Source organism: Kluyvera sp. NPDC087067 (assembly GCF_044745165.1).
Lineage (GTDB): Bacteria > Pseudomonadota > Gammaproteobacteria > Enterobacterales > Enterobacteriaceae > Kluyvera.
On record NZ_JBIUZS010000004.1, the window covers coordinates 444,375 to 468,245 of the forward strand.

Genomic DNA, 23,871 nt, shown 5'->3' on the forward strand with positions numbered 1-23,871 from the left:
AGATACAGGGAAGGAGGGAGCTTTATATGTCTAGTTTCGACATGGTTGGCCGCCCCTGGGCGGCCTTTTTTTATGCCATTTTCACTGATGTCGTCGTATCCAGGTACCGCTGCGAGGAGAGAATGTTGACTTTTATCGACTAATTTTTGCGCGAACAATCTTTTTTGCCCCTAAGGGGGTAGCGAGAGGCAAGATTGATGAATCCAGTGAATGTTAATTTATTAATATTTAAAGTGAAAGAAATGTTATTTTCGATGCGGGGTTTGCTGGCAGAGAGAAAAAAATGACGAACGGTCTATTTTGAACTATACAGAGTATTTCTGACTATCGTCGCGCGGTTGCGTTAAATTCAATTACCTTTTGGTGCAAATACGCTTTATTTGGCAACTGAAAAACTCAAATTAAAAACACATTGTTAACAACTCGTTCATCATGATTCCCAATTAAAAACAAAATTAACAAAGTGAACCTAAGTTGATTTAAATCAATATGTAATCACTGGATATAACTCATCAAAACCGTTAAATTGTCGTGGATCAAATTGGCTGAAAGTCGCTTGATTCGCTATAAATTGATCACCGTCGAAAAACGTAAAACTTCTCCAATAAAAACCTGTTTATTGTAAGGGTTTTACAGCGTAATATATTTTAGGGATCAATTGAGTTTTTTATTAACACGTTTGTAACTTTCACTTATTACCGTTTTCTGTCCTCAGCATGGGGCGGCAGTAGGGAAGGGGACAAATTAATTTGTATTGGGGCATGTGTTTGAATCCCGGAGACGGGTTCAATCTCGGAGTCTTCATGCGATGAGCAAGGAGTCATGATGTTAGATATAGTCGAACTGTCGCGCTTGCAGTTTGCCTTGACCGCGATGTACCACTTCCTGTTTGTTCCGCTGACGCTCGGTATGGCGTTCCTGCTGGCAATCATGGAAACGGTTTACGTCCTTTCCGGCAAACAGATTTATAAAGATATGACCAAGTTCTGGGGCAAGTTGTTTGGTATCAACTTTGCGCTGGGTGTGGCGACCGGTCTGACCATGGAGTTCCAGTTCGGGACTAACTGGTCCTACTATTCCCACTATGTAGGCGATATCTTCGGTGCGCCGCTGGCCATCGAAGGCTTAATGGCCTTCTTCCTCGAATCTACCTTTGTAGGTCTGTTCTTCTTCGGTTGGGATCGTCTGGGTAAAGTCCAGCACATGGCTGTCACCTGGCTGGTGGCGCTTGGCTCCAACCTCTCCGCACTGTGGATTCTGGTGGCGAACGGTTGGATGCAGAACCCAATCGCTTCTGATTTCAACTTCGAAACCATGCGTATGGAAATGGTCAGCTTCTCCGAGCTGGTCTTAAACCCGGTCGCACAGGTTAAATTCGTTCACACCGTTGCTTCAGGCTACGTCTGCGGCGCAATGTTCGTCCTCGGTATCAGCTCCTACTACATGCTGCGCGGCCGTGACTTCGCTTTTGCGAAGCGCTCTTTCGCCATTGCAGCAAGCTTTGGTATGGCGGCGATCCTCTCTGTTATCGTTCTGGGTGATGAATCCGGCTACGAAATGGGCGACGTTCAGAAAACCAAACTGGCAGCCATTGAAGCCGAATGGGAAACTCAGCCAGCACCTGCGTCCTTTACCCTGTTTGGGATCCCGGATCAGGATGCGCAGGAAAACCATTTCGCCATTCAAATTCCTTACGCGCTCGGTATCATTGCCACCCGCTCTGTTGATAAGCAGGTGACCGGTCTGAAAGACCTGATGGTGCAGCACGAAGAGCGTATCCGTAACGGTATGAAGGCCTACTCGCTGCTGGAACAGCTGCGCGGTGGCTCGAAAGACCAGACGGTGCGTGATGAATTTAACAACGTCAAGAAAGACCTGGGTTATGGTCTGCTGCTCAAACGCTATACCGAGAATGTTTCGGATGCGACGGAAGCACAGATTTCTCAGGCAACCAAAGATTCTATTCCACGCGTGGCGCCGCTGTACTTCGCCTTCCGTATCATGGTCGCGTGCGGCATCCTGATGCTGGCGATTATCGCTGTCTCCTTCTGGACCGTTATTCGTAACCAGATTGGTAGCAAAAAATGGCTGCTGCGCACTGCGCTGTATGCGATTCCTCTGCCATGGATTGCGATTGAGTCCGGTTGGTTTGTTGCCGAATACGGCCGTCAGCCGTGGGCAATTGGTGAGGTGCTGCCAACGGCAGTGGCTAACTCCAGCCTGACCGCGGGCGACCTGATCTTCTCGATGCTGCTGATTTGTGGTCTGTACACCCTGTTCCTCGTGGCAGAGCTATATCTGATGTTCAAATTCGCCCGTAAGGGACCAAGCAGCCTGAAAACCGGTCGTTACCACTATGAGCAGTCTACCGCGACTACTCAGCCGGCACGCTAAGACAGGAGTCGTCAAATGATCGATTATGAAGTATTGCGTTTTATCTGGTGGCTGCTGATCGGCGTCTTGCTGATTGGATTCGCCGTCACCGATGGTTTCGACATGGGGGTGGGCATGCTCACCCGTTTCCTCGGTCGTAATGACACCGAACGTCGGATCATGATTAACTCCATCGCTCCACACTGGGACGGTAACCAGGTGTGGCTCATCACCGCTGGTGGCGCGCTGTTCGCCGCATGGCCGATGGTGTATGCCGCTGCGTTCTCCGGTTTCTATGTGGCGATGATCCTTGTGCTGGCATCCTTGTTCTTCCGTCCGGTCGGTTTTGACTACCGTTCGAAGATTGAAGACAGCCGCTGGCGCAACATGTGGGACTGGGGCATCTTCATCGGTAGCTTCGTGCCGCCGCTGGTGATTGGCGTGGCGTTTGGCAACCTGTTGCAGGGCGTGCCGTTTAACGTCGACGAATATATGCGTCTGTACTACACCGGTAACTTCTTCCAGCTGCTGAATCCGTTTGGTCTGCTGGCGGGTATTGTTAGCGTCGCGATGATCCTGACTCAGGGCGCGACCTACCTGCAAATGCGTACCGTGGGTGAACTGCACCTGCGTACCCGCACCGTCTCTATGGTGACGGCGCTGGTCACTCTGGTGTGCTTCGCTCTGGCAGGCGTCTGGGTGTACTACGGCATCGATGGCTACGTGGTGAAATCAGTTATCGATCACGCAGGCCCGTCTAACCCACTGACCAAAGAAGTGGCGCGTGAAGCGGGTGCATGGATGGTGAACTTCAACAACATGCCAGCGCTGTGGGCTATTCCTGCGCTTGGTGTGGTGCTGCCGTTGCTGACTGCGCTGATGACCAAGGCCGACAAGGGCGCATGGGCGTTCCTGTTCTCCTCGCTCACCCTGGCGTGCATCATCCTGACTGCCGGTATTGCGATGTTCCCGTTCGTTATGCCTTCAAGCACAATGATGAATGCGAGCCTGACCATGTGGGATGCGACATCCAGCCAGATGACGCTGAATCTGATGACCTACGTAGCGATTGTCTTCGTGCCGATTATTCTGGCCTACACCAGCTGGTGTTACTGGAAAATGTTCGGTCGCATCACCAAAGACGATATCGAACGTAACACCCACTCTCTGTACTAAGTAAGGAGCTGAATATGTGGTATTTCGCATGGATTTTGGGAACGCTTCTTGCCTGTGCATTCGGCGTGATTACCGCCCTGGCGCTAGAGCACGTTGAAGCGACCAATGCGGGTGAAGACAAGCACTGATGAAAAAAATTATCGCAATGCTGTACGCGATAATGGATAAGCGCCCCTTGCGGGCGCTTTCCCTTGTTATGGCCCTTGCACTCGCAGGCTGCATCTTCTGGGATCCGACGCGCTTTGCGGCGAAGACCAGCGAGCTGGAAATCTGGCACGGTTTTCTGCTGATGTGGTCAGTGTGCGCAGGCGTGATTCACGGGGTTGGCTTCCGCCCGCGTTCGGTTCACTGGCAAGGGATTTTCTGTCCTCTTATCGCTGATTTAGTCCTGTTTGCTGGTCTGATTTTTTTCTTTAACCAGTAAAAACTCTCGCCTGATAAAGATGGGCTTGCACAAGCCCATAAAAATTTACTCTCCGTTTACTTCTCCCCATTCCAAACCATCATTGCCGCGCGTATAGTAGCGAAGTTCAAAAACCCAAAATTATTTTGCATTACCGGGACGTAAAGTGAATACAACGCTGTTTCGATGGCCAGTGCGGGTCTACTACGAAGACACCGATGCTGGGGGTGTGGTCTACCACGCCAGCTATGTGGCTTTCTATGAAAGAGCACGCACAGAGATGCTGCGTCACCATCACTTCAGCCAACAGGTTCTGCTGGCTGAACGCGTGGCCTTTGTCGTGCGTAAAATGACGCTGGAATATTTTGCAGCGGCGCGACTCGACGATATGCTCGAAGTCCAGACAGAAATTACATCAATGCGGGGTACCTCAATGGTGTTCACGCAGCGAATAGTCAACGCGGAAAATAAGGTACTGAACGAAGCTGAAGTCCTGATTGTCTGTGTTGATCCACTCATCATGAAGCCTCGTGCGCTTCCCAAGTCTATTGTCGCGGAGTTTAAGCAGTGACTGACATGAATATCCTTGATTTGTTCCTGAAGGCAAGCCTTCTGGTTAAACTTATCATGCTGATTTTGATTGGTTTTTCAATCGCATCCTGGGCCATCATTATCCAGAGAACGCGCATCCTCAACGCGGCTACCCGCGAAGCTGAGGCGTTCGAAGATAAATTCTGGTCCGGTATCGAGCTGTCTCGCCTGTATCAGGAGAGCCAGGGGCGTCGTGATAATCTGGCGGGCTCAGAACAAATCTTCTACAGCGGGTTTAAAGAGTTTGCGCGACTGCATCGGGCGAACAGCCATGCGCCGGAAGCGGTAGTGGAAGGGGCGTCGCGTGCGATGCGTATCTCCATGAACCGTGAACTGGAAACGCTGGAGACGCATATTCCCTTCCTGGGAACCGTCGGTTCTATCAGTCCATACATTGGTCTGTTTGGTACCGTCTGGGGGATCATGCATGCCTTCATCGCATTGGGTGCGGTGAAACAGGCAACGCTGCAAATGGTGGCTCCGGGTATCGCGGAAGCGTTGATCGCCACGGCTATCGGTCTGTTCGCGGCAATTCCTGCGGTTATGGCGTACAACCGCCTAAACCAGCGCGTGAACAAGCTGGAGCTGAACTACGACAACTTTATGGAAGAGTTCACTGCCATTCTGCACCGTCAGGCTTTTACCGTCAGCGAGAGCAACAAGGGGTAAGCCATGGCCAGAGCACGTGGACGCGGGCGTCGCGAACTGAAGTCCGAAATTAACATCGTTCCGCTGCTGGATGTGTTGTTGGTGCTGCTGCTGATCTTTATGGCGACAGCGCCGATCATTACGCAGAGCGTGGAAGTGGATCTCCCTGATGCAACCGAATCACAGGCTGTCAGCAGCAATGATGAACCACCTGTCATTGTAGAAGTGTCCGGTGTAGGACAATACAGTGTGAACGTTGGTCAAGAGAAGATGCCGCAGCTGCCGCCAGAACAGGTGGTTGCTGAAGCGCAACGCCGCTTACAGGCGAATCCGAAAACGGTCTTCTTAATTGGGGGCGCGAAAGACGTGCCTTATGATGAAATAATTAAAGCGCTTAACCTGTTACACAGCGCCGGGGTGAAATCGGTCGGGTTAATGACTCAGCCGATCTAATCGCTGATATGCCGCACAGGCTGACGCGGGTCGGAAACAACCTGCGTCGCGTGCGGTAGGGTAATGGGTGAACAGTTTTTGGGAACCGAGAGTGTCAAAGGCAACCGAGCAAAACGACAAGCTTAAACGAGCGATAATTATTTCCGCAGTGCTGCACGTCATTCTTTTTGCAGGGCTGATCTGGAGTTCGTTCGATGAGCATATAGACGCTGCAGCCGGCGGTGGCGGCGGTTCGTCGATCGACGCGGTAATGGTCGATCCCGGTGCGGTCGTCGAGAACTATAATCGTACACAGCAGCAGCAGGCCAGTGCTAAACGTGCGCAAGAGCAACGTGAGAAAAAGGCCCAGCAGCAGGCTGAAGAGCTACGTGAAAAACAGGCCGCTGAGCAGGAACGTCTGAAGGCGCAGGAAGCGGCTAAGCAGGCCCAGGAACAGCAAAAACAGGCTGAAGAAGCGGCAGCTAAAGCGGCTGCTGATGCGAAAGCCAAAGCGGATGCGCAGGCTAAAGAAGCGGCAGAAGCTGCTGTAAAAGCTGCAGCGGATGCTAAAGTTAAAGCTGACGCTCAGGCGAAGGTCGCGGCGGAAGCTGCGAAGAAAGCCGCTGCCGACGCACAGAAAAAAGCCGAAGCTGAAGCCGCGAAAGCCGCAGCCGATGCGAAAAAGGTTGCTGAAGCTGCCGCCGCGAAAGCGGCTGCAGATGCTGAGAAGAAAGCTGCAGCTGAAGCCGCTAAGAAAGCCGCAGCCGAAAAAGCTGCTGCCGACAAAGCCGCCGCGGCTGCTGAAAAGGCTGAGGCTGCTAAGGCCGCTGCTGCTGCGAAAGCGGCGGCAGACAAAAAAGCTGCCGCTGAGAAAGCGGCTGCGGATAAGAAAGCTGCGGCAGAAAAAGCGGCAGCCGACAAGGCCGCAGCGAAGAAAGCCGCTGCCGAAAAAGCCGCGGCAGCAGCTGGCGTAGACGATCTGCTGGGCGATCTCAGTTCGGGTAAGAATGCGCCGAAAGGTAATACCAGCGGTAGCGCTGGTGGTAATTCTCCTGCTAAAGGTAACAAGCCAGGTCAGGGCGGGGCGTCTCAGGCGGAAATTGCGTCTTATATTGCTCAAGTCCAGGCTGCTATCAAAGGCCATCTCTATGACTGGGATACCTATAAAGGGAAAACCTGTACGTTGAGGGTGAACATGGCTGAAGATGGCACCGTGTTAAGCGTTAAACAGGAAGGTGGCGATCCTGCGTTCTGTCAGCAAATGCTGGCGGCAACCAACCGGATGACCAAGTTCCCGAAACCGCCGTCACAAGCGGTCTGGCAGACTTTTAAAAATGCGCCGCTGGACTTCAAGCCGTAAATAACGTTTTTGCGTGAGAACGTGAAAAATAAAGGCAAGATCGTCGCAGGGTTTTGGTAGTTTTGTATATTTTAGTTTGTTAACATTCTGCTAAATTATCGTGGGCTTTCCGCCTGGATAAGGGAGAAATGATGAAGCAGGCATTACGAGTAGCGTTTGGTTTTCTGATACTGTGGGCAGCCGTGCTGCACGCAGAAGTACGTATCGAGATCACCCAAGGGGTAGACTCGGCACGTCCGATTGGTGTGGTTCCATTCAAGTGGGCGGGGCCAGGCGCTGCGCCTGAAGATATCGGCGGCATCGTTGGCGCTGACCTGCGTAACAGCGGGAAATTCAACCCATTAGACAGAGCGCGTCTGCCGCAGCAGCCGGCCTCCGCTCAGGAAGTTCAGCCAGCGGCCTGGTCTGCGCTGGGTATTGATACCGTTGTTGTCGGCCAGGTCAGCCCTAACGCCGACGGTAGCTACAATGTGTCCTATCAGCTGGTTGATACGGGAGCCGCACCGGGTACCGTATTGGCTCAGAACACCTATAAAGTTAACAAACAGTGGCTGCGCTATGCGGGGCACACTGCAAGTGACGAAGTGTTCGAGAAGCTGACCAGCATTAAGGGCGCGTTCCGTACCCGTATTGCTTACGTCGTTCAAACCAACGGCGGGCAGTTCCCGTATGAGCTGCGCGTTTCTGACTACGATGGTTACAACCAGTTCGTGGTTCACCGTTCTCCACAGCCGCTGATGTCACCGGCATGGTCTCCAGACGGTTCTAAACTGGCTTATGTGACCTTCGAAAGCGGTCGTTCTGCGTTGGTTATCCAGACGCTGGCTAACGGTGCCGTGCGTCAGGTTGCGTCATTCCCGCGTCACAACGGTGCACCAGCGTTCTCACCGGACGGCAGCAAACTGGCGTTTGCATTGTCTAAAACCGGTAGTCTGAACCTGTACGTGATGGATATCGGCTCCGGCCAGATCCGTCAGGTGACCGATGGTCGCAGCAACAACACCGAACCAACCTGGTTCCCGGACAGCCAGAACCTGGCCTTTACCTCTGACCAGGCAGGTCGTCCGCAGGTGTATAAAGTCAATGTTAACGGCGGTGCTCCGCAGCGTATCACCTGGGAAGGTTCACAGAACCAGGATGCTGATGTCAGCAGCGACGGTAAGTTAATGGTAATGGTCAGCTCGGCTAACGGCCAGCAGCACATTGCTAAGCAGGATCTGGTAGCGGGTGGCGTGCAAGTACTGTCGTCAACGTTCCTGGACGAAACGCCAAGTCTGGCACCTAACGGCACTATGGTAATCTACAGCTCTTCTCAGGGGATGGGATCCGTGCTGAATCTGGTTTCTACAGATGGGCGTTTCAAAGCGCGTCTTCCGGCAACTGATGGACAGGTCAAATTCCCTGCCTGGTCGCCGTATCTGTAATAATAATTAAACAATTGATTACTAAAGGAATCATAGAAATGCAACTGAACAAAGTGCTGAAAGGGCTGTTGATCGCTCTGCCTGTTATGGCAATCGCGGCATGTTCTTCAAACAAGAACGCTAGCAATGACCAGAGCGGCGAAGGCATGCTGGGTGCCGGCACTGGTATGGATGCGAACGGTAACGGCAACATGTCCTCTGAAGAGCAAGCGCGTCTTCAGATGCAGCAGCTGCAGCAGAACAACATCGTTTATTTCGATCTGGACAAGTACGATATCCGTTCTGACTTCGCTGCAATGCTGGATGCTCACGCTAACTTCCTGCGTAGCAACCCGTCTTACAAAGTCACCGTAGAAGGTCACGCGGACGAACGTGGTACTCCTGAGTACAACATCTCCCTGGGTGAACGTCGTGCTAACGCTGTTAAAATGTACCTGCAGGGTAAAGGCGTTTCAGCTGACCAGATCTCCATCGTTTCTTACGGTAAAGAAAAACCTGCAGTACTGGGTCACGACGAAGCGGCTTACTCCAAAAACCGTCGTGCCGTACTGGTTTACTAAGAGAATTGCATGAGCAGTAACTTCAGACATCACATGTTGAGTCTGTCGTTACTGGTTGGCATAGCGGCCCCCTGGGCCGCTTTTGCGCAGGCGCCAATCAGTAGTGTCGGCTCAGGCTCGGTCGAAGACCGTGTCACTCAACTCGAGCGTATTTCCAATGCTCACAGTCAGCTTTTGACCCAACTCCAGCAACAACTCTCCGATAACCAGACCGATATTGACGCGCTTCGTGGTCAGATCCAGGAAAGTCAGTATCAGCTGAATCAGGTGATGGATCGTCAAAAGCAGATCATGCTGCAAATTGACGGCTTAACCAGCGGTGGGGCGCAGACGCAGCAAGCTTCGGGCGACCAAAGCAATGCGACGGCAGCACCAGCGCCTGCGGGCGGTAATACAGCGGCCTCAGGCGCACCTGCACAGACAGGTGATGCCAATACTGATTACAACGCAGCTATCGCGCTGGTGAAGGATAGTGCTCGTCAGGACGATGCGATTGCTGCCTTTCAGAATTTCGTCAAAAAGTACCCTGACTCAACCTACCAACCCAATGCGAACTATTGGCTTGGGCAGTTGAACTACAACAAGGGGAAAAAAGATGACGCAGCGTTCTACTTTGCCTCTGTGGTGAAAAACTATCCGAAGTCGCCTAAAGCGGCTGACGCAATGTTTAAGGTTGGGGTAATCATGCAAGACAAGGGTGATACCGCAAAAGCGAAAGCGGTTTACCAGCAGGTTGTCAGCAAGTACCCAGGTACCGACGGTGCGAAGCAAGCGCAAAAACGTCTTAGCGGACTGTAATGCGTGAAGTAAGACCAGAAATCGCGTTATTTCTGGTCTTCCCGCATGAAACATAAGCAGTTAAGTGATCTTTGTCGAAATATTTGTTGCGCTGAATTCTGAATTCAGTAATATATGCCGCCGTTGCCAAGGGATATCGAACAGCCTGAAAGCGATGAAAAAAGTGGGTCGTTAGCTCAGTTGGTAGAGCAGTTGACTTTTAATCAATTGGTCGCAGGTTCGAATCCTGCACGACCCACCAATCGCTAAGGTGGAACGCGATTGTAAAACGTGAAGGATAACGTTGCGTAAGCAATGGCCCGTAGGGCGAGGCAAAGCCGAGTCATCCTGCACGACCCACCACTTAAAGCAGTATCCAGCGTAGTATCGGGTGATTAGCTCAGCTGGGAGAGCACCTCCCTTACAAGGAGGGGGTCGGCGGTTCGATCCCGTCATCACCCACCACCGGGGCGTTAGCTCAGTTGGTAGAGCAGTTGACTTTTAATCAATTGGTCGCAGGTTCGAATCCTGCACGCCCCACCATCATTATGGTGGGCACGGTGGAAGCCACAAAGGTAGTATCCAGCGCAGTTTCGGGTGATTAGCTCAGCTGGGAGAGCACCTCCCTTACAAGGAGGGGGTCGGCGGTTCGATCCCGTCATCACCCACCACTCGGGTCGTTAGCTCAGTTGGTAGAGCAGTTGACTTTTAATCAATTGGTCGCAGGTTCGAATCCTGCACGACCCACCAATTCAACACCGTACTTGGGTGTTAAACGTGAAGGATAACGTTGCTTTAGCAACGGCCCGTAGGGCGAGACTAAGTCGAGTCATCCTGCACGACTCACCATCTTAATGATGGTGCCGAGTAGAAATCTTTCAGGCAGCACCCTAATGGGGCGTTAGCTCAGTTGGTAGAGCAGTTGACTTTTAATCAATTGGTCGCAGGTTCGAATCCTGCACGCCCCACCATCCTGAAATGATTTACGTAGTACCCTTACCAAAGGGTCGTTAGCTCAGTTGGTAGAGCAGTTGACTTTTAATCAATTGGTCGCAGGTTCGAATCCTGCACGACCCACCAATGTAAAAAAGCGCCCTAAAGGCGCTTTTTTGCTATCTGCGATTTGATACCCATCTTTAGCTTATCCCCGGCGTCGCTGACGCTCGGCCGGGCTACCTGTGCGGTACCTGTAGCCCGGACGAGGTGCAAAGCACCGACTCCGGGAAAAGGGCACAAAATTCACCACGACTTTTCTCACGCAATCGGCTATCTTGTTTAGCATATAAAACATATTGCCGTGGTAACGGCGAATCTTCGCCGAATAACCGTTTATTTCGTTAAGCCAGTAAAACGAGAAGCATAATGAGCGTGATGTTTGACCCAGAAGCCGCAATTTACCCATTCCCGCCTAAGCCTGTTCCATTAACTCTCGATGAGAAACAATTTTATCGCGAGAAAATCAAACGATTACTCAAAGAGCGCGATGCCGTCATGGTGGCGCATTACTACACCGACCCGGAGATTCAACAGCTAGCGGAAGAGACCGGCGGCTGTATATCAGACTCGCTGGAGATGGCACGCTTTGGTGCCAAACATCCGGCCTCCACGCTGCTGGTCGCCGGCGTGCGTTTTATGGGGGAGACAGCAAAAATACTCAGCCCGGAAAAAACGATTCTGATGCCGACCCTGGAAGCTGAATGTTCGCTCGATCTCGGCTGTCCCATTGATGCCTTCAATGATTTCTGCGATGCGCATCCCGATCGAACGGTGGTGGTCTACGCCAATACCTCCGCGGCGGTAAAAGCGCGCGCCGACTGGGTGGTGACTTCCAGTATTGCCGTTGAACTGATTGAACATCTCGACAGCCTGGGAGAGAAAATTATCTGGGCGCCGGATCGTCATCTGGGACGTTACGTGCAAAAGCAAACCGGCGCTGACATTCTGTGCTGGCAAGGTGCCTGTATCGTTCATGATGAGTTTAAAACCCTGGCGCTGGAACGCATGAAAGCACTCTATCCGCAGGCGGCGGTGCTCGTGCATCCAGAATCACCGCAGGCGATTGTCGATATGGCTGATGCCGTGGGTTCCACCAGTCAGCTTATCAATGCGGCGAAAACCCTGCCTCACCAGCAGCTTATCGTGGCAACCGACCGCGGTATCTTTTATAAAATGCAGCAGGCGGTGCCGGACAAAGAACTGTTCGAAGCGCCTACTGCCGGAGAAGGGGCGACCTGTCGCACCTGCGCGCACTGTCCGTGGATGGCGATGAATGGCCTTAAGGCGATTGCTGAGAGTCTGGAAAATAGCGGTGCGGCGCATGAAATCCATGTGGATGAAGCGCTGCGGCAGGGAGCGTTAACTCCGCTCAACCGGATGCTGGATTTTGCGGCTACACTTCGAGGGTAATCCTCTAATTTGCTGGAGTTAAAATGGATTTTTTAAGTACGCAGAATATCCTCGTGCATATCCCCCTGGGTGCCGGTGGCTACGATCTGTCGTGGATTGAAGCGATCGGAACGATTGCGGGTTTGCTGTGCATCTGGCTGGCAAGCCTTGAGAAAATCGTTAACTACCTGTTTGGGCTGATTAACGTCACGCTATTTGCGATTATCTTTTTCCAGATCCAGCTCTACGCAAGCCTGCTGCTACAGCTCTTCTTCTTTGCGGCCAATCTTTACGGCTGGTACGCATGGTCGCGGCAAACCGGTCAGAACGAAGCGGAACTGCAAATCCGCTGGCTGCCGTTGCCCAAGGCGCTGGCCTGGCTGGCGGCCTGCGTGATTGCGATTGGCTTAATGACGGTTTATATCGATCCCGTCTTTGCGGTGCTAACGCATATAGCGGTGAGCGTGATGCAGACGCTGGGCATGAATGTGACAATGCCGGTGCTGCAACCGGATGCTTTCCCATTCTGGGATTCATGCATGATGGTATTGTCGATTGCCGCGATGGTATTGATGACGCGTAAATACGTTGAAAACTGGCTTCTTTGGGTGGTGATAAACGTGATTAGCGTGGCGATCTTTACCCTTCAGGGCGTCTATGCCATGGCGCTGGAATATTTAATCCTGACCTTTATTGCGCTTAATGGTAGCCGGATGTGGATGAAAAGCGCGCGTGAGCGAGGCTCTCGCGCGTTAACTCATTAATGGTGATGATGATGGTCGTGCCCGGAATGCGCCTCGTTAAGACGGCATTCCGGGCCGCTACAAGGCTGGTACTCCATCTGCACGGTGGCATGTTCAATCTGATACTGTTCTTCGAGAAAATGATGGATGCGGTCCAAAAGGCCGTCATGATCGTGCGGTGGAACCACCTGCACGTGCAGCGTCATCAGCGGTTTTTCACCCACCAGCCAGACATGCACATGATGCACATCGCGCACCTCCGGTAGGGATCGGCGCATATTGCGCTTAAGCGCAGCCACATCAAGCGATTGTGGCGCTCCTTCCAGAAGTTCATTCAGGCTCTCTTTTAGCAGCGACCACGCACTACGTAGGACAAGGCATGAAACCAGTACCGACAAAATAGGATCAATAGGCGTCCAGCTGGTGGTCATGATAACGACTGCGGCAATAATCGCTCCCACTGACCCCAATAGATCGCCCATCACATGCAGCGCCGCCGCCCGCACGTTCAGATTCTTTTCTTCACTGCCTCGATGCAATATCCAGAACGCCAGAATATTTGCCAGTAGCCCGGCAACGGCGATCACCATCATCGTGGTTCCCGCCACTGGCTGTGGTGTGTAGAAGCGCTTAACCGCTTCCCAGACAATTAAAATAATAATAAACAGCAGAGCAATGGCATTCACGAAGGCCGCGAGCGTGGTCAGCCTTAGCCAGCCAAAGGTATGGCGACCGCCTGGCGGGCGGCGGGCGAAATGGACGGCCAGCAAAGCAAAGAGCAGGGCGGCGGAGTCCGTCAACATATGACCGGCATCGGCCAGCAGCGCCAGCGAGCCGGAAACGACTCCGCCTATAGCCTCGATAACCATAAATCCGGCGGTAACGCCAAAAGCCAGCAGTAGACGACGGGCATTCCCGTCATCAGGTGCGGCGTGTGAATGTTGATCCTGACTATGCGCCATGAAGATTATCCTTCCTGATTTTTAATGTGACTCTCTGACATCATTGCAGATCTTTGCATTCTGCGCACAAAAATACCAAACGAAGGTGGCAGGATGAAAATAGGGCATTGAAGGTCGTGCTTAATTGAAATATATTATTTTTTTGAATCTTTAAAGCGTTTTATGCTTGTTGGCGGGGTTTTGATTTCATTCATATGAAATAAAACTCCATTTTATAGGGTTTTATTAGTTATTATTCGGCTGAGGTGTAAAATCCAGTTTACACTTTTTCACTGGCGAGATAGATTGAAGGGATTGCACTCACCAATATAAGTATGGCAACACTGGAATGGTCATGAATTATCAGAACGACGATTTACGTATTAAAGAGATCAACGAGTTATTACCTCCTGTAGCACTCCTTGAAAAATTCCCCGCCACTGAAAACGCCGCGAACACCGTTTCTCATGCGCGTAAGGCTATTCATCAGATCCTTAAAGGTGAAGACGATCGTCTGCTGGTGGTGATTGGGCCATGCTCTATTCACGATCCGCTTGCTGCGAAAGAGTATGCACAGCGTCTGTTGAAAATTCGTCAGGAGCTTAATGGCGAACTGGAAATCGTCATGCGCGTCTATTTTGAAAAACCGCGCACTACCGTAGGCTGGAAAGGGCTGATAAACGATCCGCATATGGATAACAGCTTCCAGATTAACGACGGCCTGCGCATTGCTCGTAAGCTGCTGCTGGATATTAACGATACCGGCCTGCCGGCGGCGGGCGAGTTCCTCGATATGATCACCCCGCAGTATCTGGCTGATTTGATGAGCTGGGGCGCGATTGGTGCGCGTACCACTGAATCTCAGGTTCACCGCGAGCTGGCTTCCGGCCTTTCATGTCCGGTGGGCTTCAAAAATGGTACCGACGGCACCATTAAGGTGGCTATTGATGCCATTAACGCCGCTGGCGCCCCGCATTGCTTCCTTTCTGTGACCAAATGGGGCCACTCAGCCATTGTGAATACCAGTGGTAATGGTGATTGCCATATCATTTTGCGCGGCGGCAAAGAGCCTAACTACAGCGCCGCTCACGTAGCAGAAGTGAAAGAAGGTCTGGCGAAAGCCGGCCTGCCGGCGCAAATCATGATTGATTTCAGCCATGCTAACTCCAGCAAGCAGTTCAAAAAGCAGATGGAAGTGGGCGCTGACGTTAGCAAACAAATTGCCAGCGGCGAGAAAGCGATTATGGGCGTGATGATTGAAAGCCATCTGGTAGAAGGCAATCAGAACCCAGACAACGGCGAGCCGCTGGTGTACGGCAAAAGCATCACCGATGCGTGCATTAACTGGGAAGATACTGACACCATCTTGCGTCAACTGGCGAATGCGGTAAAAGCGCGTCGCGGCTGATGTTTTTCCCCGGGGGCGGTGCTCCGCACCTCGCCCGGGCTACGTCCAGAAAGTAGCCCGGCCAAGCGAAGCGCCGCCGGGAATGCACCGAAATAAAAAAAGCGTGGAAAATTCCACGCTTTTTTTATTTTACCAGTCACAGACAGCGGCGAGCCGCTGGTGTACGGCAAAAGCATCACCGATGCGTGCATTAACTGGGAAGATACTGACACCATCCTGCGTCAACTGGCGAATGCGGTAAAAGCGCGTCGCGGCTGATGTTGTTCCCCGGGGTCGGTGCTCCGCACCTCGCCCGGGCTACGTCCAAAAGTAGCCCGGCCAAGCGAAGCGCCGCCGGGAATGCACCGAAATAAAAAAAGCGTGGAAAATTCCACGCTTTTTTCTTTTACCGGTCAGCGAAAATTATTTCGCTTTACCCTGGTTCGCAACGGCCGCTGCTTTTGCCGCGATCTCATCAGCGTTACCCAGGTAGTAATGTTTAATCGGCTTGAAGTTCTCGTCAAACTCATACACCAGCGGTACGCCGGTTGGGATGTTCAGTTCGAGGATTTCGTCTTCGCCCATGTTATCCAGGTATTTCACCAGCGCACGCAGGGAGTTGCCGTGAGCCGCGATAATCACGCGCTCGCCACTTTTAAGGCGTGGCAGAATGGTTTCATTCCAGTAAGGCACAACGCGCTCGATGGTCAGCGCCAGGCTTTCGGTGGTTGGCAGCTCTTTATCGGTCAGTTTCGCATAACGCGGATCGTGGCCCGGATAGCGCTCATCATCTTTAGTCAGCTCTGGTGGCGTGACGGCAAAACCACGACGCCATTGTTTCACCTGCTCGTCGCCGTATTTCTCAGCGGTTTCAGCTTTGTTCAGACCCTGTAACGCACCGTAGTGACGTTCGTTCAGCTTCCAGGATTTCTCAACCGGCAGCCAGGCCTGATCCAATTCGTCCAGCACATTCCACAGAGTGTGGATGGCACGTTTCAGCACGGAGGTATAAGCAAAATCAAAACTGAAGCCTTCCGCTTTCAGCAGTTTACCTGCTGCTTTTGCTTCGCTAACGCCTTTCTCAGACAGATCAACGTCGTACCAACCGGTAAAGCGGTTTTCGTTGTTCCACTGACTTTCACCGTGACGAACCAGTACCAGCTTAGTTACAGCCATACTTTCACTCCTCAAGCTTTATTGAATGATAATAATTCTCATTATATTACTGCGATTAGCTCGGCAGCAACGCTTATGCATAACCATAGCGAAAATAGTGCTCCAGTGTAAGGCACATGTGAACTCAACGTTATTTTTTTGTCTGGATGTGGCGATGCTTTCGGCAATGTGGCGAAAATATCGACGAGAAGGGAGGCGAGGGGAGAGATCCCGGCGGCGCTTCGCCTGGACGGGCTACTAGTGTATCCCGGGTCGGCATTAATACCGACCCGGGGCAGCTTTACAGGGCGATAAACTGATATTCCGTCAGGCTGACGTACTCTTCGCCCGGGCGCAGCACGCAGTCCGGCTGTGGCCATTCCGGGTGATTCGGGCTATCCGGCAGGAACTCACTCTCCAGCGCCAGACCCTGCCACGCGGCATACGGCTGGGCAGTGCGGGAGAGAGTCCCCTCCAGGAAGTTACCGGCGTAAAACTGGATTGCCGGAGCCGAGGTGTAGACCGCCATCTGCAGCTTCTTGTCCTGTGACCAGACGTTGGCGACGGGCTGGCTTGCATCACCTTGCGCCTGTAACAGGAACGCATGATCGTAACCATTGACCTTTTTCTGGTCGTTGTCGCTTAAGAAATCCTGCGCGATAGTTTTCGGCTGACGGAAATCAAAGCTGGTATTCGCTACCGCTTTTAATCCCTCATGGGGAATTCCGCTCTCGTCTACCGGCAGATAATCGTCTGCGAAGAGCTGCAAAGTATGATGACGGACGTCGGTTTGTGCGCCGTCGAGATTGAAGTAAACGTGGTTGGTCAGGTTGACCGGACAGGCTTTATCGACCGTCGCACGGTACTCAATTGAGATGCGGTTATCATCGGTCAGGCGATAGGTGGCCGTGGCTTTGAGCTCACCCGGGAAACCTTGATCGCCATCGGCTGAGGTGAGGGTAAATACCACCTCCGTTGACGTTTGTGAGGCGATAGCCCAGCGACGCTTATCAAAACCTTCCGGCCCGCCGTGTAGCTGGTGCTCACCCTGGCTGGGCAAAACGTTGACCGTTTGCCCCTCAAGCTGAAAACGGCTGTTGGCGATACGGTTAGCGTAGCGGCCTATAGACGCACCGAGAAAAGCTGCCTGTTGCGTATATTGCTCAGGCGTCGCGCAGCCCAGCAGCGCTTCACGCACGCTGCCGTCCTGCAAAGGAATTTTCGCGGACATCAGCGTCGCACCCCAGTCCATTAAGGTCACGACAACGTGGTTGGCGTTACGTAATGTAATCAACTGATACGGCTGGCCGTCATTCGCAAGCGTAGTGGATTGAGTTAGCACTGGCCTGCTCCTTGTGAAGGTTTGCACACGTAGAACGTCTCTTTAATCCCGGTTTTGGCTTCGTACTGTTCTGCAACGGCTTTCTGTACCGTTGGCACCAGCGCTTCCGGGATGAGCGCGACGATACAGCCGCCAAAGCCGCCGCCGGTCATACGTACACCGCCTTTATCACCGATAACCGCTTTCACGATATCAACCAGGGTATCGATTTGCGGCACCGTGATTTCGAAATCATCGCGCATAGAAGCGTGAGACTCCGCCATAAGCTGGCCCATACGCAGCAGGTCGCCTTTTTCCAGGGCTGAAGCGGCTTCCACGGTACGCGCATTTTCCGTCAGCACGTGACGAACGCGTTTTGCAACAATAGGATCCAGCTCGTGGGCCACCGCGTTAAATTCGTTAATCGTCACATCACGCAGGGCAGGCTGCTGGAAGAAACGTGCGCCTATTTCGCACTGCTCGCGGCGGGTGTTGTATTCACTGCCGACCAGCGTACGTTTAAAATTACTGTTGATAATGACCACCGCGACGCCCTCAGGCATTGAGACCGCTTTGGTGCCAAGCGTACGGCAGTCGATCAGCAGCGCGTGGTCTTTTTTACCCAGAGCCGAAATCAGCTGATCCATAATGCCGCAGTTACAGCCGACGAACTGGTTTTCCGCTTCCTGGCCGTTTAGCGCAATCTGGGCGCCATCGAGCGGCAGATGATACAGCTGCTGGAAGACGGTACCGACCGCCACTTCTAAAGAGGCTGAGGAACTTAAGCCCGCGCCTTGCGGCACGTTGCCGCTAATCACCAGATCGGCACCGCCAAATGCGTTATTACGCTTTTGCAGATGTTTCACCACCCCGCGCACGTAGTTTGACCACTGCTGGGTGTCATGGGCAACGATAGGCGCATCGAGCGAAAATTCGTCAATTTGATTATCGTAGTCGGCGGCAATGACCCGCACTTGGCGGTCATCACGTGGAGCACAGCCGATCACGGTCTGGTAATCAATGGCGCACGGCAGGACAAAGCCGTCGTTATAGTCAGTGTGTTCGCCAATCAGGTTAACGCGGCCCGGAGCCTGAATCACGTGGGTGGCAGGGTAGCCAAATTTTTCAGCAAACAGGGTTTGTGTTTTATCTTTCAGACTCATTGTTATTCTCCGGATTCGCGAAAATGGATGTCGCTGACTGCGCGCAGGCGCTCAGCCGCTTGTTCTGCCGTCAGGTCACGCTGGGTCTCTGCCAGCATTTCGTACCCGACCATAAATTTGCGCACCGTGGCGGAACGCAGCAGCGGCGGATAGAAATGCGCATGCAGCTGCCAGTGTGCGTTCTCCTCGCCGTTAAACGGCGCGCCGTGCCAGCCCATGGAATAAGGGAAGGAGCACTGGAACAGATTGTCGTAACGGCTGGTGAGTTTTTTCAGCGCCAGCGCTAAATCGTCACGCTGAGCATCGCTTAAGTCGGTGATACGCAGTACGTGGGCTTTTGGTAACAGCAGCGTTTCAAACGGCCATGCCGCCCAGTAAGGTACAACCGCTAACCAATGCTCGGTTTCCACCACGGTACGGCTGCCATCGGCAAGCTCGCGGGTGACGTAATCCACCAACATTGGCGCGTTATGCTGCGCGTAATATTCCCGCATCAGGCGGTCTTCACGATCGATCTCGTTGGGCAGGAAGCTGTTTGCCCAGACCTGACCGTGTGGGTGCGGGTTAGAGCAGCCCATCGCCGCGCCTTTATTTTCAAAGACCTGTACCCACGGGTATTTCTCCCCCAGTTCAGCGGTTTGCTCCTGCCAGGTTTTTACCACCGATTGCAGGGCATCAAGGCTTAATTCCGGCAGCGTTTTGCTGTGATCCGGCGAGAAGCAAATGACCCGGCTGGTGCCGCGTGCGCTCTGACAGCGCATCAGCGGATCGTGGCTATCCGGCGCATCTGGCGTGTCGGTCATCAGCGCGGCAAAATCATTGGTGAAAACGTAAGTGCTGGTGTAGTCAGGGTTTTTGTCGCCCGTCACCCGGGTATTACCCGGGCATAAAAAGCAATCCGGATCGTGCTTGGGCAGCGTTTGTTTTGCTGGGATCTCTTGCGCCCCTTGCCATGGGCGCTTTGCACGATGCGGTGAAACAAGGATCCACTGGCCGGTTAACGGATTAAAGCGGCGGTGTGGATGGTCGACGGGGTTAAATTGTGTCATCACAAAATCCTTAGTCTGGATATCCCTGTGGATGACGGGACTGCCAGTGCCAGGTGTCCTGCGCCATTTCATCAAGGTTACGGGTTACACGCCAGTTCAGCTCTTTGTCCGCTTTCGTGGCATCGGCCCAGTAGGCTGGGAGATCGCCATCGCGACGAGGAGCGAAGTGGTAATTAATCGGTTTGCCGCAGGCTTTACTGAAAGCATTGACCACATCAAGTACGCTGCTGCCGACGCCAGCGCCGAGGTTGTAGATATGCACGCCCGCTTTGTTCGCCAGTTTTTCCATGGCGGCAACGTGGCCGTCAGCCAAATCCATCACGTGGATGTAGTCGCGTACGCCGGTACCGTCAGGGGTTGGGTAGTCGTTGCCAAAAATCGCCAGCGATTCGCGACGGCCAACGGCAACCTGCGCGATATACGGCATCAGGTTATTCGGGATCCCCTGCGGATCTTCACCCATATCACCAGATTGGTGAGCGCCTACCGGGTTGAAGTAACGCAGGAGCGCGATACTCCAGTCTGGCTGGGCTTTTTGCAGGTCGGTGAGGATCTGTTCCACCATCAGTTTGCTTTTACCGTACGGGCTTTGCGGCGTACCGGTAGGGAAGCTTTCGACGTAAGGAATTTTTGGCTGGTCGCCGTAGACGGTGGCTGAGGAGCTGAAAATAAAGTTTTTGACGTTTGCTGCGCGCATGGCGGCAATAAGACGTAGCGTACCGTTGACGTTGTTATCGTAGTATTCCAGCGGCTTTTGAACGGATTCACCGACCGCTTTCAGTCCGGCAAAGTGGATCACGGCTTCAATAGCGTTCTCGCGCAGAATCTCTGTCATCAGCGCTTCGTCACGGATATCGCCTTCTACAAACGACGGCTGCTTACCGCCCAGACGGGTGATAACGGGCAGAACGCTGCGCTTGCTGTTGCACAGGTTGTCGAGGATAACCACATCGTGGCCCTGTTGCAGTAGCTGCACGCAGGTATGACTTCCAATGTAACCGCTACCACCTGTAACCAATACTTTCATTTTTAGCTCCGTTAAGCTTATGGCATAGAAGAACCTTAGCATAACAGAGAAGCCAAAAGTGTGACATGGGCTAAATTAGTGGTATCGTTTACACAGATTGTAATTAAGTCATTTTGGGCTTAATTCAGTGCTATTTCTCCTGGAAAATGATGGACTGCAAGCATGCACTGATGAGGCACAAAAGAAAAGCGCGCCAGAAGGCGCGCAGAAGGAAAAATTCAAGTTTCAGAGAGGTTTATTCTCCCGAGAGAGTGCGGTGGGCCTTATCAACGGGAGACGTCCAACGGCCTCGAGCACGGCTTGAGTGCACCGACTTGTCGACGCTAACGTACTGGCCGGTGGCGCCTATTTTAGGATTTATCGCGGAACACGAATTTTTTCAATCCGGCCCCAACCGCAATAACGCCAATCGCCGTCAGTTTCCAGAATTTGAGTAGGGCGATACCAATCATAGCGAGTAGCCCGATTTTTTTCGCCGCAATACCGCCGATAAGCGCCGCCAATCCATACTCCGCCACTTTATCGGATTTCGCGTCATAATCGCTATAGCGTTCCCCGGCATTGAAACTCACCGCATTCAGCAACGTTTTCGCGAGCGGCTTGCCTTTTTCCACATTGGCGCGGTCGGTCACCAGATTCAGTTCAAAATAGCCGCGGCGGCCGAGCAGGTAGGTGTTGTAGTTGACGCCTTGTTCACTTGCAGGCGCTTTGCTGCCGATATCCTGTAACGCCACAGACCAAAGCAGACGATGCGTTGCCGGATCGTAATTCGGTTTTTCAATCCAGCCAAGAACCTCTATCGGGGCGATATCCTTCTTAATTCTGTCTTTATTACCCTCTTTAGTACCTTCACGCAGGTTGTCTAAGAGTTCATCGGCATCCCAGTCTTTCGCGTCGTCATCTTTGATATATCCAGTATCGTCATAATCAATAGAAATAAAACCATCCATTTCCTTATGAAATACCAATCCATAAAAATAGCCCTCTTCGACGTAATTACCCAGCTCACGCATAAAAACGGCGGCTTCCTTTGGCGGAATATAAACATATTCGTCCGGTAAATTGAGCATGGCTTTGTTGCCTAACTTCACCGCGGAAGGGCCGGCGACCGCTACGCGTTTCATGTTAGCGTAGGCCTGATCCAGCGGGTCTTGCGTTGCTGTGTCGGCAAAAGCGCTGGTGGAGAGCATGAATAAAAAACTGAGCAAGAGAAATAATCTGCGGGACAAATGATGTGCTGTACTCATATAACATCCTTTAGTTTTCACCTCAGACATTCATTGTCTGATGAATTAAATAGAGCTGAATGGCTAATTCTATTTAAAAGGAGAGGTATGATCTCTTTAGAAAAACTAAAAATGCTATTCGTAAAATATTAAGACATTTGAATTCATGTGTATTGACAATTAGGCGGCATAGCATACAAGTGTGAGCCGAATTGTCGTGTTCTGAAAAATTAAATCACTCTTTTAAGTACCTTCATCCAGGATTTTGCGATCCTAACGCCTCTTTCATTTATATTAATGTAAGTAATGATGATATTCTATCGCAATTGAGGCTAAGTAATTTCAAAGTGAAATATTTAAGTTAAGGTGAAGTGCATTTATTTTTAAGGAACTGATTGACGATAGGATCGATATCTTCTTTTTTGTTTAAATTATCCAGGTAATTACATGATATTTTATCACTTCTGGAATGTGTTAAATAATAAATGCCATTCGGTGTGGCGGGGTTATTATCCGTATGTGTATTTGTTACTATTAAAAAGTAGGGGGATGATGATTCTCCTGTTGGTATGCCTAAAACATCATACTTTAAAAATAAATAGTGAAAGGCATCTTTTATAAACAAAGGTGATTGTTGTGAGGCTGCATTGGGGTTTGACGTTTGAGATTCGCTGATGGCTTGTAAATTTGCATATATTGCTTTCCCACCAAGTTCGCCATGCGTAAACATATAGTGTAAGTGAACAATAATACTTGCTAATAGGACAGCTAGGCAAAAGATGATTAATTTGAACTTTATCTTCATTTTACACCAATTCCCGGATTGTAATGAGCAATAATTGGCGATACTGGTGCTCCCTGTGGGAAATGAACAGGATTTCCATTCGATAATATAGATCCTAAATAATCTATTGTCCCAGGAAACTGAGCAGGCATCCCACGATCAGTAATAGTATGCATAATCAAGTCGCTAGATATATTTGCAGAGAGCATTGCATCGACAGCCATAGTTGAACAACTATGATAAAATAATGAATAGTTTTCTATTTTATCATAATTTCTTTTTATATACTTCATCATTTCGTTTTCTTGCTCGGTTGTTGTATTCAATTCATATAACGTAGTATCTCTATACTTTGATTGTGAGGTCAAATAATCTGTTGTGCTTGATCCAAACTTCGTATCTGTTCCATAACTATATATACCTTGTCCACTAAAAGCTAAGGCTGCATGCCCGAAAGGATTTCCTTCTGTCGGTCCACCAAATAAAATTAGTGTTTTCAATCCCAATGGATCTATATATTGAGCAGGGTTTAATGGATACTGATATATATTCCATCCACCTTCCAGACCAATCGGATCCTGCGTGATATACCGTCCCGTCAGCGACTCATAATACCGGTGCCGGTTGTAGTGCAGCCCCGATTCCTCATCATACTGCTGGCCCGGCAGGCGGAAATTCTGCGTGATGCTGAGCGGGTTATTCTCACTGAGCTGACTGCCCCACTCATTGTACTCGGCCTGCCAGACGATGTTTCCTTCGCTGTCCACCAGTGCCAGCGGCAGGCCCCGGTGGTCGCAGTGGTACAGGTGGATGGCTCGCGGCGGCTCATACACCGGATCCAGCTGCGACGTCATTCTGTCGACCGTCAGGCCGCACCCTGCCAGCCAGCGGCGGTTTTCCTCACTGACCGCGTTGCAACGCAGCTCCGCTTCAAGTTTGTCCAGCA

23 protein-coding genes and 7 tRNA genes are annotated in these 23,871 nt (G+C 51.7%); 21 read left to right on the forward strand and 9 right to left on the reverse strand.

Translation table 11 applies throughout. The features are described from left to right. Positions 1-825: 825 nt before the first annotated feature. The 20 genes from cydA to pnuC all read left to right on the forward strand — a co-directional run bounded on the left by cydA (position 826) and on the right by pnuC (position 12,893). Complete coding sequence (gene cydA, locus ACIPDS_RS13660; protein ID WP_166515084.1) at positions 826-2,394, forward strand: cytochrome ubiquinol oxidase subunit I; 1,569 nt, start codon at positions 826-828, stop codon at positions 2,392-2,394. A 15-nt stretch (positions 2,395-2,409) separates the two neighbouring features. Continuing rightward, positions 2,410-3,549 (forward strand): cytochrome d ubiquinol oxidase subunit II, encoded by a 1,140-nt coding sequence (gene cydB, locus ACIPDS_RS13665; protein ID WP_400736669.1) that lies wholly within the window; start codon positions 2,410-2,412, stop codon positions 3,547-3,549. A 14-nt stretch (positions 3,550-3,563) separates the two neighbouring features. Further along, entirely contained in the window at positions 3,564-3,677 is a 114-nt protein-coding gene (gene cydX, locus ACIPDS_RS13670) for a cytochrome bd-I oxidase subunit CydX (RefSeq protein ID WP_166514887.1), read from the forward strand. Continuing rightward, positions 3,677-3,973 carry a cyd operon protein YbgE gene (gene ybgE / locus ACIPDS_RS13675; protein ID WP_400736673.1) on the forward strand — a complete coding sequence of 99 codons (297 nt, stop codon included), beginning with the start codon at positions 3,677-3,679 and terminating at the stop codon, positions 3,971-3,973. Before cydX ends, ybgE begins: the two co-directional genes overlap by 1 nt. A 145-nt stretch (positions 3,974-4,118) precedes the next feature. Continuing rightward, positions 4,119-4,523 carry a tol-pal system-associated acyl-CoA thioesterase gene (gene ybgC / locus ACIPDS_RS13680; RefSeq protein ID WP_035892730.1) on the forward strand — a complete coding sequence of 135 codons (405 nt, stop codon included), beginning with the start codon at positions 4,119-4,121 and terminating at the stop codon, positions 4,521-4,523. After that, the gene (gene tolQ, locus ACIPDS_RS13685) at positions 4,520-5,212 is read left to right on the forward strand and encodes a Tol-Pal system protein TolQ (protein ID WP_166514889.1); all 693 of its coding nucleotides are present in this window, start codon (positions 4,520-4,522) and stop codon (positions 5,210-5,212) included. Before ybgC ends, tolQ begins: the two co-directional genes overlap by 4 nt. Positions 5,213-5,215: 3 nt before the next feature. Continuing rightward, entirely contained in the window at positions 5,216-5,644 is a 429-nt protein-coding gene (gene tolR, locus ACIPDS_RS13690; protein WP_035892731.1) for a colicin uptake protein TolR, read from the forward strand. Between the two features lie 91 nt (positions 5,645-5,735). Then, a complete protein-coding gene (gene tolA, locus ACIPDS_RS13695) occupies positions 5,736-6,983 on the forward strand; it encodes a cell envelope integrity protein TolA (RefSeq protein WP_400736679.1) in 1,248 nt (415 codons plus the stop codon). Positions 6,984-7,114: 131 nt separating this feature from the next. Beyond that, positions 7,115-8,407 (forward strand): Tol-Pal system protein TolB, encoded by a 1,293-nt coding sequence (tolB, locus tag ACIPDS_RS13700; protein WP_400736774.1) that lies wholly within the window; start codon positions 7,115-7,117, stop codon positions 8,405-8,407. A gap of 38 nt (positions 8,408-8,445) precedes the next feature. Then, on the forward strand, positions 8,446-8,967 hold the full coding sequence (pal, locus tag ACIPDS_RS13705) for a peptidoglycan-associated lipoprotein Pal (protein WP_166514892.1): 522 nt from the start codon (positions 8,446-8,448) through the stop codon (positions 8,965-8,967). A 9-nt stretch (positions 8,968-8,976) separates the two neighbouring features. Continuing rightward, positions 8,977-9,765: a cell division protein CpoB gene (gene cpoB, locus ACIPDS_RS13710; protein WP_400736684.1), complete on the forward strand. Its 789-nt coding sequence runs from the start codon at positions 8,977-8,979 to the stop codon at positions 9,763-9,765. A gap of 165 nt (positions 9,766-9,930) precedes the next feature. Beyond that, positions 9,931-10,006 (forward strand) — tRNA-Lys (locus ACIPDS_RS13715). A gap of 127 nt (positions 10,007-10,133) precedes the next feature. Continuing rightward, positions 10,134-10,209 (forward strand) — tRNA-Val (locus tag ACIPDS_RS13720). A 2-nt stretch (positions 10,210-10,211) separates the two neighbouring features. Next, positions 10,212-10,287 (forward strand) — tRNA-Lys (locus ACIPDS_RS13725). A gap of 52 nt (positions 10,288-10,339) precedes the next feature. Beyond that, positions 10,340-10,415, forward strand: a tRNA-Val gene (locus ACIPDS_RS13730). Positions 10,416-10,418: 3 nt separating this feature from the next. Beyond that, a tRNA-Lys gene (locus tag ACIPDS_RS13735) sits at positions 10,419-10,494 on the forward strand. Positions 10,495-10,639: 145 nt separating this feature from the next. Then, positions 10,640-10,715: transfer RNA gene (locus ACIPDS_RS13740), tRNA-Lys, on the forward strand. A gap of 33 nt (positions 10,716-10,748) precedes the next feature. Then, positions 10,749-10,824: transfer RNA gene (locus tag ACIPDS_RS13745), tRNA-Lys, on the forward strand. Between the two features lie 282 nt (positions 10,825-11,106). Further along, on the forward strand, positions 11,107-12,150 hold the full coding sequence (gene nadA / locus ACIPDS_RS13750) for a quinolinate synthase NadA (RefSeq protein ID WP_400736687.1): 1,044 nt from the start codon (positions 11,107-11,109) through the stop codon (positions 12,148-12,150). 23 nt (positions 12,151-12,173) lie between these two features. Further along, positions 12,174-12,893 carry a nicotinamide riboside transporter PnuC gene (gene pnuC, locus ACIPDS_RS13755; protein WP_166514900.1) on the forward strand — a complete coding sequence of 240 codons (720 nt, stop codon included), beginning with the start codon at positions 12,174-12,176 and terminating at the stop codon, positions 12,891-12,893. On the opposite strand, the gene zitB is transcribed toward pnuC, so the two are convergent. Beyond that, positions 12,890-13,834: a CDF family zinc transporter ZitB gene (gene zitB / locus ACIPDS_RS13760; protein ID WP_400736691.1), complete on the reverse strand. Its 945-nt coding sequence runs from the start codon at positions 13,832-13,834 to the stop codon at positions 12,890-12,892. The two genes, pnuC and zitB, sit on opposite strands and share 4 nt — an antisense overlap. 334 nt (positions 13,835-14,168) lie before the next feature. Here zitB and aroG point away from each other — a divergent pair, with 334 nt between their 5' ends. Next, complete coding sequence (gene aroG, locus ACIPDS_RS13765) at positions 14,169-15,221, forward strand: 3-deoxy-7-phosphoheptulonate synthase AroG (protein ID WP_400736694.1); 1,053 nt, start codon at positions 14,169-14,171, stop codon at positions 15,219-15,221. 402 nt (positions 15,222-15,623) lie between these two features. Here aroG and gpmA read toward each other — a convergent pair whose 3' ends face one another. The 8 genes from gpmA to ACIPDS_RS13805 form a co-directional block, all read right to left on the reverse strand. Continuing rightward, a complete protein-coding gene (gpmA, locus tag ACIPDS_RS13770) occupies positions 15,624-16,376 on the reverse strand; it encodes a 2,3-diphosphoglycerate-dependent phosphoglycerate mutase (protein WP_035892201.1) in 753 nt (250 codons plus the stop codon). A gap of 280 nt (positions 16,377-16,656) precedes the next feature. Beyond that, positions 16,657-17,697 carry a galactose-1-epimerase gene (gene galM / locus ACIPDS_RS13775; protein WP_400736698.1) on the reverse strand — a complete coding sequence of 347 codons (1,041 nt, stop codon included), beginning with the start codon at positions 17,695-17,697 and terminating at the stop codon, positions 16,657-16,659. After that, positions 17,691-18,839, reverse strand: a complete 1,149-nt coding sequence (gene galK / locus ACIPDS_RS13780; protein ID WP_400736701.1) for a galactokinase — start codon at positions 18,837-18,839, stop codon at positions 17,691-17,693. Before galK ends, galM begins: the two co-directional genes overlap by 7 nt. Before the next feature lie 2 nt (positions 18,840-18,841). Further along, positions 18,842-19,888 carry a galactose-1-phosphate uridylyltransferase gene (galT, locus tag ACIPDS_RS13785; RefSeq protein WP_400736704.1) on the reverse strand — a complete coding sequence of 349 codons (1,047 nt, stop codon included), beginning with the start codon at positions 19,886-19,888 and terminating at the stop codon, positions 18,842-18,844. Positions 19,889-19,898: 10 nt separating this feature from the next. Further along, positions 19,899-20,915: a UDP-glucose 4-epimerase GalE gene (galE, locus tag ACIPDS_RS13790; protein WP_166514906.1), complete on the reverse strand. Its 1,017-nt coding sequence runs from the start codon at positions 20,913-20,915 to the stop codon at positions 19,899-19,901. 350 nt (positions 20,916-21,265) lie between these two features. Further along, complete coding sequence (locus ACIPDS_RS13795; RefSeq protein ID WP_400736707.1) at positions 21,266-22,162, reverse strand: DUF2167 domain-containing protein; 897 nt, start codon at positions 22,160-22,162, stop codon at positions 21,266-21,268. A gap of 340 nt (positions 22,163-22,502) precedes the next feature. Beyond that, positions 22,503-22,946, reverse strand: a complete 444-nt coding sequence (locus ACIPDS_RS13800) for a hypothetical protein (protein WP_400736710.1) — start codon at positions 22,944-22,946, stop codon at positions 22,503-22,505. Next, the coding region (locus ACIPDS_RS13805) for an RHS repeat-associated core domain-containing protein (RefSeq protein ID WP_400736713.1) at positions 22,943-23,871 on the reverse strand (929 nt) is incomplete at its 5' end. The genes ACIPDS_RS13800 and ACIPDS_RS13805, both read right to left, overlap by 4 nt.